Raw genomic sequence first — 11,653 nt, 5'->3', positions numbered from 1 at the left:
ATTAAAATCCATGTAAGCATATGCTTACATGGATTGACGTTTATACCTCTTACTAACCATGAGGCAATCTGCGATTATAACTGTACGGCACGATTGAACGAAAAGGTTCATTGATACTAGGGATTGGTATCTCAAAGGTCGCATCAGGGATAGGTGGTTTGCTGATTAAGGATGATAAGGCTAGATGCCTGTCAGTTATAGGATACTCCGGGATTAGGTATCATATAACGATAACATGGATGGTTAGTGATAAAAGCCGCATAACGCTTGTCGTTATGCGGCTTTATTACGTCTGGACATTAGTAATTTTTATGGTAGATTTTTTAGAGAGATATTGCTCAAGTTTAATATCACTGTAGACGTAAATAGCGCTCAGCTTATAGATAAGTATATTTATATTAATATTGAACTTATCATAGAATAAGCATAAAAAAGGTCAGTAGACAAAGTCACTGACCTTTTTTGACCAAATGGCAGTCTTAATAAAGACTACCATTTAATATTTCACTATACTCTAGAAGAGATTAGTGCTCAACGCCACCAGCGCCATGGACATGACCATGGTTTAGTTCGTCTTCAGTTGCTGCACGTACTTCTTGGATTTCAACATCAAACGTCAAACGCTTACCAGCCAATGGATGGTTTGCATCAACGGTCACTTCTTTGTCATTTACTTCAGTAACGGTAACTAGCATTACTTGGCCGCCAGCTTCTGACTGAAACTGCATACCCGGCTGGATATCGTCAACGCCTTGGAAGTTATCACGTGGTACATGTTGTACCGCTTGCTCTTGATATTCGCCGTAGCCATCAGCAGGTTCAACAACAGCATTGACTTGTTCGCCAGCAGATTTACCTTCTAGCTGTTGCTCAAGGCCTGGAATGATGTTGCTGTGGCCATGCAAGTACGCAAGTGGTTGACCTTCTGGTGATTGGTCAAGAATGTTGCCTTCGTCGTCTTTTAGTGTGTAATTGAATTTGACGGCAGTGTCTTTTGCAATAATAGTCATAAGTTATCCTAAATATATCTATGTAAAAAATTAAATACGGTTGCAATAAACCTAAAAAATCCAATCAGCAAGCCAAATAGCCACGTCATTAGTCAATTATCATCAGTTTATTAAAGTAACTTTAGCAGTTAGCATCTTTAATTGAGATGGCTCATATAACTTTCAAGGTAAAAACAATAAAAAATGCTATTTTATACTGATAAGTGGCGTTTTTTATGAAAATAAACACAGTTTTTTGTGGTTTGAAGACCGTAAATGGATATTTGGGGTTTGTCAGTTGCGTTTTTGGACAATGGCTTTTACCATAATGATATAAATAAGGATAAAAAAACAATGACTTCATTTGCTAATAATTCACGCAATCAGCTATCAGATGCCAATACAATCAATGATCACCATAAAGCTAAAGCTGATATTAATTATCGACTCAATTTCGAGCGTTTTTCTGAGCACTTGGTTGATGTGTCGCTCAATTTTACGGCAGTAAATGATGCGCCTCAACTTTGGATGCCAGCGTGGATACCAGGCAGTTATCTGATGCGTGAGTTCGCGCGCAACATTACCGCGGTGCATTATAAGGTGTTAGACAGCCAGGTGCTAGATAGTAAAGCATTAGACAGCCAAATCATGGATGATGATACTCATACTAAGGTTTATCGCGCGCACAAAATAGATAAAAACACGTGGCAATTACCAAAAGCTAAGGCAGGGCAAGCCGTCAGTGTCCATTATGAAGTTTATTGCTATGATTTATCGGTACGTACTGCCTATGTCGATCAGCAACGTTTGTATGGGAATTTCACCTCACTGGCATTGGCTGTAGAAGGGCAGGAGCATCGAGCTGTACAAGTCAGTTTAGCAGTGCCAGTAGCATTTTTAGCAGGTAAAGACGAGAGTCGGCTACTATTGGCATGTGGTTTGGAGTCTACGCATCTACGCCTTGATGAGCAGCATAGCTATGGACTACAAGCAGGCAGTTATCACGACCTTATTGATTACCCGTTTGAGATTGCAGAACAAGATAAGTTTGACTTTATTATTCAAGACAGTACGCATCAGACGCTACACCATCGTTTTTATCTCTCAGGTAAGCACAGTGCCAATATGGGCAGGCTACAGCAGGATGTCACTCAGATCTGTCAGTGCTATTTAGATTGGTTGGGTGATGCGCCATTTAATGATTATACGTTTATGACCTTTGCCAGTGGTCAGGATTATGGTGGACTTGAGCATATCAATTCGACCAGTCTCATTACGCCGCGCCGAGACTTACCAACTCTTGATGAGCCAAAAATACCAAGCACCGATTATCAGCGATTTTTGGGCTTATGCAGCCATGAGTATTTTCATTCGTGGTGGGTCAAAACGGTACGCCCAGATGTTATGTTGAATGTTGATTTGCGCCGCGAGGCATTTACACCACTGCTATGGGTATTTGAGGGATTTACTTCGTATATCGATGACTTTATGTTGCAAGCGTCGGGCGTGATTGATAAGCCAAGCTATCTCAAGCTACTGGCTGAGCAAATTAATCGTTACTATCAAACCGCGGGTCGCGCGTATCAAAGCGTTGCAGAGTCGAGCTTTGATGCGTGGATTAAGCTATACCGTAACGATGAAAATACAGGCAATGCTGGTATCAGTTATTACAACAAAGGCGCATTGGTGGCGTTATGCTTGGATTTAACACTGCTCCAAAAGAGCAATGGTCGCTATCGTCTGTTTGATGTGGTCAAGGCTTTTTATACTCAAGCAAAGCAAAACGACAATAAACGCATTGGCATCAATAGTGCTGATATGGGTACAGTCATTGGGCAGTTCATGCCCATAGAGGATTGGGAAGACTTTGAGTATCGTTATGTCAATGGTGTTGAAGAGTTGCCAATTGAAGCGCTGCTGGCGGCAAACGGCATTAGCATGCATAGTAATAGCAAAGAGACGGCTGACAAGCATGTGCCTTGGGGCATGCGCTGTACTGAAACACCTGCTGGACTCAAAGTCAATCGCGTGACACGTGCTAGTGTCGCTGCTAGAGCGGGTATTTCAGCGAACGATGTCATTGTGGCGCTTGACGGTATCAAGGCTGACAGTAAACAATTGGCGTTGCTAAGTAATGTGGAGCGTGACATTGAGTGTCATCTATTTCGCCGTGATGAGTTGATGCGTGTTAACGTGCTTCCTAAAGCGGCTAATGAAGCCATTGACAAAGCATCTCCGCATAAAGTGAGCTTGCACTTAACAAAAGCAAATCAATCGTCAGGAGTCAGTGATAACTCTTCTCTAGTCGATGCAGGCTGGCAAACATGGCTTAACGCTATAGAGCGTTATCAAAGTTAAATACATTGCTAAATATATTAATGTGAATGTATTTGTTCTCACTATTCTGTCCAATAATTGGTTAAAAGTAAAAGCCCCTGCTAAATAATATTATTTGGCAGGGGCTTTGGGTAATGACTGGCAGTCTTTTAAGGTTTGTTAAAAATTAACGGCTAGGTCAGCGTTTAGTAATTCAGCACCTAAGAAGCAGCTTGCTCAGATTGCTGATGATTATCCGCTTCACTTGTGCTCTGTGTCTCTTCAACCTTGTTATCGGTATTAGCATTAGCATCTGCAATCCATTGTTGCATACGCGCAATCTCCATCTGCTGACCATCGATGATATCTTGTGCCAATTGACGCATCTCTTCGTCAGTGCCATATTTTAGCTGAATGTTTGCCATCTCTACTGCGCCAATGTGATGCGGCAGCATACCACGTGCAAATGACATGTCAGGCACAGGATCGGCGATACCCAATACCATCTCGCCATTTAAGACATCCATGCTTCTGGCATACGCTTGCTGCATCGCTTCAGTATTGGGTTTAGGTTTGGCTGTATCAGGGTGGCTAGCAAGCCATTTATTCAAAATATCGATTTCAACTTGCTGAGCGGCGATAATCTCTTGTGCCAATTGACGCATCTCTTCGTCAGTACCATATTTCAGCTGAATTTTTGCCATTTCTACGGCACCGCGGTGGTGTCCAAGCATCGCTTTAGCAAAGGCTGTATCAGGGTCGTTATAACCCATACCGATCATCATCTCATCATGCATTCTAGTCATCGACCTTGTATAGTCTCTAAGTATGTCGGTCATTTGGCTCTCATCTGCGCTGTTTTCGCCAGCTACTAGTTCGTTATCAGCGTCAACGTCATTTGGAGCATCGGCGATATCAGTCACAGGTGGGGTCGCTGCATTAGAATCTGTGTCATCGTTGTCTTTTGTCGGCTGACAGGCGCTCAGTATAAGCGCTGTAGAAACGCTAGTGGCCAACAAGATCCAACGACGAGAAACAAACATAACATATCCCTATAATAAAAAATCAAATGATAAGTGGATGAGACTTATGATACCTAAATAATGGTGTTCTGAAGCTTAGCAGATAAACCTTGCTCGTTCGAGACGCGATGTTTAGCAAGTCGTAATTGGTTTGAATTGCTATCAAAGCCAACGATTAAGACGTATTCTGATCTAAAAAACTGATAGAAATGAGGATGTGCTCTAATAAGCAGCTGCCAGTCACGAGCAATCAGCAATGAGATACCAGTAGATTAGTAGTAATAATTAATCAATCAAGAATGCCTAATTGCTGACAGCGTTCGCTAGTGAGATGAATGCGCACAAACTCACCAACGGCTAAGTCACCCAATTCAAACCCTGCTACTGACCAGCGTATCAAACGCAGGCAAGGCAGTCCAACCTGTGCTGTCATACGTCTGACTTGGCGATTCTTACCTTCATAAATTGTCAGCATGAGCCACGAAGTCGGTACATTCTTACGCTCACGAATAGGCGGCTCACGTTGCCATAAATCAATGGGTAAGTTTGCCTCTTCTACCATGAGAGCCGTCGCCGGTAATGTCTTGCCATCTTTTAAATGTACGCCAGAAGCAAGCTCATTCAACTGCACTGGCGTTGCTGTGCCCTCAACTTGCACCAAGTAAGTTTTGCCCTGCTTATGACGGTTTTTTGCAAAATTAGCAGCAGAAGGTGGCTGGGTAATGGCTTTATTGACTCGACCATCACTCGTTAAAATCAGCAAGCCCTCTGAGGTGGCATCAAGCCTACCAGCAATCCGTAAAGACTTATCGGTAAAATACTGTGATAGGGTGGTGTGATCATTGTTGCTGTCATCACGAAACTGACTTTGCACCCCATAAGGTTTGTTGAATAAAATCAGACTAGAGGTCGACATGGTTTGGGATTTCCTAAATTTGAATCATTATTTTGTGCGTATTTTGAGGTTAGAGCGTGTCCTCAATTTACGATTTTTAAAACGAGGACACACCCTAATAAAACGTTATTTCTTTAAATCAACGCTATAAGCTGCAAATTTGTTGATTTTATATAAAGTATCTTTGTTATTTTGCGCGTTATTATAACAGTCTGTGTGGATGCTATTTTACTAAAGGGATTTTTACAGTATCGTTAAGTCAATAAATGATTATTCAGTGCATCACTATTTTACTTATTCATTTTTTAAACCATTTATCAACATATCGCAACTTACTTATTGCTCAGACCTGTTGCTCAGAGTTTTTAGTTTGGCTAACCCGCGTTTAAAGCGGTATAAATAATCATAATAGAGTGGCTAGCATAACAGAATGCTAAGGATGCTTGCGATATCTAACATACAACCAAGGAGTTTTATCTATGTCTTATGAGAAGGTTATCGTCCCAAGAGACGGCGAAAAAATTACCGTAAATGCTGATCTGTCGCTAAATGTACCCAATCACCCTATCATCCCGTTCGTTGAAGGCGATGGCATCGGGGTCGATATCACGCCTGTCATGATAAAAGTGGTCAATGCGGCCGTGGAGAAAGCTTATCATGGCAAACAGTCCATCATTTGGATGGAGGCTTATCTCGGCGAAAAAGCCGCTAAAATATACGATGGTGACTATCTGCCAAGCGAGACGCTAGAGATTTTAAAAGACTATGTTATCAGTATCAAAGGCCCATTGACCACGCCAGTTGGCGGTGGCTTTCGCTCATTGAATGTGGCGGTACGTCAAGAGCTTGACCTCTATGTCTGTCAACGCCCAGTTCGTTGGTTTGAAGGTGTACCAAGTCCTGTTCAGCATCCTGAGCTGACAGATATGGTCATTTTCCGTGAAAACTCAGAAGATATCTATGCAGGTATCGAATGGAAAGCGGGCAGTGAGGATGCTAAGAAAATCATCAAATTCTTAAAAGAAGAGATGGGCGTTACGAAGATCCGCTTCGATGATGATTGCGGTATCGGTATCAAGCCAGTATCCAAAGAAGGCTCACAGCGTCTGGTGCGTAAAGCCATTCAACATGCTATCGATAATGATTTGCCCAGTGTGACTTTAGTGCACAAAGGCAATATTATGAAGTATACCGAAGGCGCATTTAAGGAATGGGGCTATGAGCTGGCAGCAGAACGCTTCGATGCAGAATTATTAGATGGTGGTCCTTGGATGACAATGAAAAATCCAAAAACAGGCAATGATATTATTATCAAGGATGTTATTGCTGATGCCTTTTTGCAGCAAATCTTGATGCGTCCTGCGGATTATTCAGTCGTTGCGACGCTAAACTTAAACGGTGATTATATCTCAGATGCCCTAGCAGCCGAGGTGGGCGGTATTGGTATCGCACCGGGCGCTAACAAAGGCGGCGCAATTGCAGTTTATGAGGCAACTCATGGCACAGCACCTAAATATGCGGGTCAGAATAAAGTAAATCCTGGCTCATTAATTTTATCAGCTGAGATGATGTTACGAGACATGGGCTGGACAGAAGCCGCTGATCTCATTATCAGTGGTATCCAAGGTGCTATCGCTAATAAAACGGTCACTTATGACTTTGAGCGCCTCATGCCAGATGCTATCTTGCTCAGTACTTCTGAGTTTGGTAAAGCGGTTATCAAGCACATGGATGTTTAAAAAGTATATAGAGCTGAGTCAGCAGTTATTAGAATTTTATAGTATTGATAAAAGTATCTATATTCACAAAAGTATCGCTGAACTTATCAATGTCAAAAAGCCACCTACAGTTATGTAGGTGGCTTTTTTATTGGCAGTTTTTTGCTGTTTATAAGTGATATTTTAAAAGTAACGTTTTAAACGTACTGTCTTATGTTCAAGCATAAAAAACACCGCTTAAGTCTGAGACCTAAGCGGTGTTTTTATTTTACCTAACTGGGTTCAAAAGTCTTTATAAATAAAGAAAATTAAGCCCAATTGTTTGCTGTATTAGCACACAACTCCATTACAATGAGGCGATTGCTGCATTGAATAGCGTGCTTGGACGCATCGCTTGTTCAGCCAATGCTTCATCTGCCAAGTAGTAACCTTTTAAGTCGACAGGCTTGCCTTGAGCTTCATTCAGCTCCTTGACGATAGCCGCTTCGTTGCTCTCAAGCTTTTCTGCCAGTGGTGCAAATTTTGCTTTAAGATCAGCATCTTTATCTTGTGCCGCAAGCTCCTGTGCCCAGTACATCGCCAGATAGAAATGACTACCACGGTTATCGATTTCACCTGTTTTACGTGATGGACCTTTGTTGTTTAACAACAGTTTCTCTGTCGCCGTGTCCAATGTATCCGCCAAGATTTGCGCTTTAGCATTGTTATCGTGACTGGCCAAATGCTCCAGAGAGACGGTCAAGGCTAAGAATTCACCCAATGAATCCCAACGTAAATGGTTCTCTTCTAACAACTGTTGAACGTGTTTAGGTGCAGAACCACCAGCGCCCGTTTCAAACAAACCGCCGCCTTTCATTAATGGTACGACTGACAGCATTTTCGCACTTGTGCCAAGCTCTAGGATTGGGAACAAGTCAGTCAAGTAATCACGTAAAATATTACCGGTCGCAGAGATAGTATCCAGACCACGGGCAACGCGCTCTAGCGTATAACGCATCGCACGAACCTGTGACATGATTTCAATATGCAGGCCTGTCGTATCATGATCTTTTAAGTAAGTTTGAACTTTTTTGATCAGCTCGTTTTCGTGCGGACGGTAAGGGTCTAGCCAAAAGATAACAGGCGTATCTGATTCACGGGCACGGCGTACGGCAAGTTTTACCCAATCTTGGATAGGCTCATCTTTAACCTGACACATGCGCCAAATATCGCCGTTTTCAACCTGCTGCTCAAGCAATACCTCATCAGTATCTTCATCGACAATACGAGCCAACCCTGAACCACTCGCCTCAAAAGTCTTGTCATGCGAGCCATACTCTTCTGCTTTTTGTGCCATCAAACCAACGTTAGGAACCGTACCCATGGTGGTTGGATCAAAGTTACCATGCCATTTACAGAAGTTAATCATTTCTTGATAGATACGAGCAAAGGTCGATTCAGGCATGACCGCTTTACAGTCATACATTTTGCCATCAGCGCCCCACATTTTACCGCCTGAACGAATCATCGCAGGCATAGAGGCATCAACAATCACATCACTTGGTGAATGGAAGTTGGTGATACCTTTTGATGAATCAACCATCGCTAGGCGTGGACGATGCACTTGGCAAGCATGTAAATCGCGTTCGATTTCTTCACGTTTACTGGCTGGTAGCTCAGCGATTTTTTCGTACAAACTTGCCATGCCGTTATTGACGTTGATACCTAGCTCGTCAAAGAAAGCGCCATGCTTATTAAAGGCATCTTTATAATAAGTTTTGACCGCATGACCAAACACGATAGGATGCGATACTTTCATCATCGTGGCTTTTACGTGCAGTGAAAACAAGATACCAGCTTCGCGGCAATCTTCCATTTCACGCTCATAAAACTCAAGCAATGATTTTTTGCTCATAAACATCAAGTCGATGACTTCTTTGTCCAGCAAGGCAATACCTGTTTTGAAGACATGAATAGTGCCGTCTTCAGCCACGCGCTCCATACGTACAGTACGTGCTTTATCCAAAGTGATAGATTGCTCACCAGCATAGAAATCGCCACTGTGCATGTGCGATACGTGGGTCTGTGACCATTGCTTCCATTCACCCATAGAGTGTGGATGCTTGCGTGCATAGTTTTTAACCGCTTTTGGTGCACGGCGATCTGAGTTGCCTTCACGCAATACTGGGTTGACAGAACTGCCCAAGCTTTTGCCGTAACGCTTACGGATCTCTTCTTCTTCTTCTGTCTTAGGATCATCTGGAAAATCAGGGATAGCGTAGCCTTTGCTTTGTAATTCTTTGATACAAGCTTTTAGCTGTCCAACAGAAGCACTGATATTAGGCAGTTTAATGATATTGGTGTCTGGATCTTGAGTCAGACGACCCAGCTCAGCCAGATTATCAGGAACGCGCTGCTCTTCCGTTAAGTACTCTGGGAACTCAGCCAACACACGGGCAGCAACAGAGATATCGCTGGTTTCAACTTCGATGCCTGCTGTTTGAGTAAAAGCTTTTACAATTGGCAAAAATGATAAGGTTGCTAGCGCTGGTGCTTCGTCAGTTTTTGTATAAATAATTTTAGACATTAGTTGGGCATTCCTTTTAGTTGTAATTAATAATAAGGCTCAAATATAAGTTAATAATTCCATACAGCTCTGATGTAATAATGGATCATGCAACGATACTAAATAATGTGTCGCGAGTTTTTTGTAGCCAATTTCTTGGAGACCATCAAGTCTGCTTAGAATTTTTCTTCGTTAAGCGGCAGTTTGACTGTCTTGTCTGAACGACCTGCTCATATGAATGACTTAAAAATAGAGTGCGGACGCTACATCATAGTTAACTGATTATAAATCTGATACGATGTCAATATCGCATAATGAACTAAGTGTAGTGTTTTCGGTTGTTTCTAATATGTCTTAATTACATTAAGCTGTTAAGAGCCTTATTCTACCAGTCATCGATAAAAATTTCATCCTTTCTATACAAACACTGCCTGCTAATATTCGTCATAAAACGATGAATAATACAATCATTATTCAAAAAACTGCCAGTCATATCATAGATATGAGTCGTGACTAAGTGATTCTTACTCTTCTGTCAGAAATGAGCTGACAAACCAAATCATCTATGTTTTAGAGATGACTGTATTGGGATAGTTTCTATTATCGAGAGAGCATTATTATCTTTTTTATTCGTAATATCTGAAAATTATGAGAGCATAATTGTGACAGAGTTTGAGTAGAATTTTGCTAGGCTAGTCATATACAAAACAAGGTATAAAAAACTACGCCCATATAAAAATAAATAGTGAGTATTATGAGTTTACAATATGCATTACTCAATGACACCAGCTGGCAGAGTCAAACAGACTGGCAAACCCCCGATACCCCTTTTATGTCGTTTGCTTTTTGGCAAGCGTTAGCTGACACTGGCGCGATTGGTGAGCAGGCAGGCTGGTTGCCGATATTTGTGTTGGTACATCGTGTCGCAGATAGTCAGAGCGACAGCTCGATAGACCACGCTGATAATACTGAAAACCATAGCGAAAACCATTCTGCGATTAACGAAGCTGCGATTAACGAAGCTGCGCATCCTGTGGCAGTGTTGCCTGTATTCCTCAAAGGTCATCATCGTGGCGAGTTTGTGTTTGACCATTCATGGGCAGAAGCCTATGCGCGTTATGGGGTGGATTATTATCCAAGGCTGGTTACTAGCGTGCCCTATACACCGATTACGGGTCAGCGGCTTTGGTTGGCAAAAGGTGAGACGTTAACCACCGATATTATAAAGACAGCTATCGCAGGCGTCGATGATATTGCTCAGCAAGTAGGTGCCTCAAGCTGGCACGGATTATTCATTACGCCTGAGCTGGCAAAGATTGCGACGGCATCTATGTCTACCGATATTGATATAGCGCATTTGCTAGCCGCTCAAGATAATGGTTTAGAATCAACCGCAATTGACATGCCTATACTGGAACGTCAAGGCTGCCAGTTCTTATGGCAAAATAAAGACTTGCTCAATGACAGTCAGCCTTTTGCAGATTTTGATGCCTTTTTAATGACCCTAAAAGCCAAAAAGCGTAAAACCATCCGCGCTGAGCGGCGCAAGGTCGCCGAGCAAGGTATCAGCTGCCAACGTAAATGCGGTGCCGCTATTACCGAGGACGACTGGAAAGCGTTTTATCATTGTTATGTAATGACCTATGCGATACGTGGGCAACAGCCTTATTTAACCATCGAATTTTTTAAGGCATTGGCAGCGACCATGCCTGAGCATCTGATGCTTGCCCAAGCGCTAGACAGTTCTGGTGAAATTATAGCCAGTAGTCTGTTTTTATATGATAAACCCAATAGTACCAATGCCACTTTATATGGTCGTTATTGGGGCGCGCTTGGTGAGTACGACAGCTTGCACTTTGAGCTGTGTTATTATCAAGGTTTAGAGTTTGCTATCGAGCAAGGTTTGACGTACTTTGACCCCGGTACGCAAGGCGAGCATAAATTGGTTCGTGGTTTTATTCCAACGACGACACACTCTATCCACCGTATTTATGACCCACGTTTTGTGCCAGCTATCGCCAATTTTTGCGCCCAAGACCGTGAGCATATGGCGCAGTATCGTCAGCAAGCGTTTGAGGCATTGCCCTTTAATGCGGATAATATGCCAGCCTTTGATACCAATCAATAGGCTTTGCTTAATACGCCTAACGCTTTCTTTTTTATTATTA

Annotated in this window: 7 protein-coding genes; 3 read left to right on the top strand and 4 right to left on the bottom strand. The window is 42.4% G+C overall.

The window, feature by feature from the left end; all coding sequences use genetic code 11:
- Positions 1–524: 524 nt before the first annotated feature.
- A complete protein-coding gene (locus JMX82_RS05830) occupies positions 525–1,010 on the bottom strand; it encodes an FKBP-type peptidyl-prolyl cis-trans isomerase (RefSeq protein ID WP_060490376.1) in 486 nt (161 codons plus the stop codon).
- A gap of 333 nt (positions 1,011–1,343) precedes the next feature.
- Here JMX82_RS05830 and JMX82_RS05825 point away from each other — a divergent pair, with 333 nt between their 5' ends.
- Complete coding sequence (locus JMX82_RS05825; RefSeq protein ID WP_201539832.1) at positions 1,344–3,347, top strand: M61 family metallopeptidase; 2,004 nt, start codon at positions 1,344–1,346, stop codon at positions 3,345–3,347.
- 179 nt (positions 3,348–3,526) lie between these two features.
- Here the strand turns inward: JMX82_RS05825 and JMX82_RS05820 are convergent, their stop codons facing one another.
- Both JMX82_RS05820 and JMX82_RS05815 read right to left on the bottom strand, forming a co-directional pair.
- The gene (locus tag JMX82_RS05820; RefSeq protein ID WP_201539831.1) at positions 3,527–4,348 is read right to left on the bottom strand and encodes a DUF305 domain-containing protein; all 822 of its coding nucleotides are present in this window, start codon (positions 4,346–4,348) and stop codon (positions 3,527–3,529) included.
- A 268-nt stretch (positions 4,349–4,616) separates the two neighbouring features.
- Positions 4,617–5,243: a pseudouridine synthase gene (locus tag JMX82_RS05815; RefSeq protein WP_201539830.1), complete on the bottom strand. Its 627-nt coding sequence runs from the start codon at positions 5,241–5,243 to the stop codon at positions 4,617–4,619.
- A 458-nt stretch (positions 5,244–5,701) separates the two neighbouring features.
- On the opposite strand from JMX82_RS05815, the gene icd reads away from it, so the two are divergent.
- Positions 5,702–6,961, top strand: a complete 1,260-nt coding sequence (gene icd, locus JMX82_RS05810; RefSeq protein WP_201539829.1) for an NADP-dependent isocitrate dehydrogenase — start codon at positions 5,702–5,704, stop codon at positions 6,959–6,961.
- 325 nt (positions 6,962–7,286) lie between these two features.
- Here the strand turns inward: icd and JMX82_RS05805 are convergent, their stop codons facing one another.
- Positions 7,287–9,506: an NADP-dependent isocitrate dehydrogenase gene (locus JMX82_RS05805; protein WP_201539828.1), complete on the bottom strand. Its 2,220-nt coding sequence runs from the start codon at positions 9,504–9,506 to the stop codon at positions 7,287–7,289.
- A gap of 733 nt (positions 9,507–10,239) precedes the next feature.
- Here JMX82_RS05805 and JMX82_RS05800 point away from each other — a divergent pair.
- On the top strand, positions 10,240–11,613 hold the full coding sequence (locus JMX82_RS05800) for a GNAT family N-acetyltransferase (protein WP_201539827.1): 1,374 nt from the start codon (positions 10,240–10,242) through the stop codon (positions 11,611–11,613).
- Positions 11,614–11,653: the final 40 nt, after the last annotated feature.

The organism is Psychrobacter sp. 1044 (assembly GCF_904846525.1).
Lineage (GTDB): Bacteria > Pseudomonadota > Gammaproteobacteria > Pseudomonadales > Moraxellaceae > Psychrobacter.
This window is presented reverse-complemented; position numbering and strand designations above follow the sequence as displayed.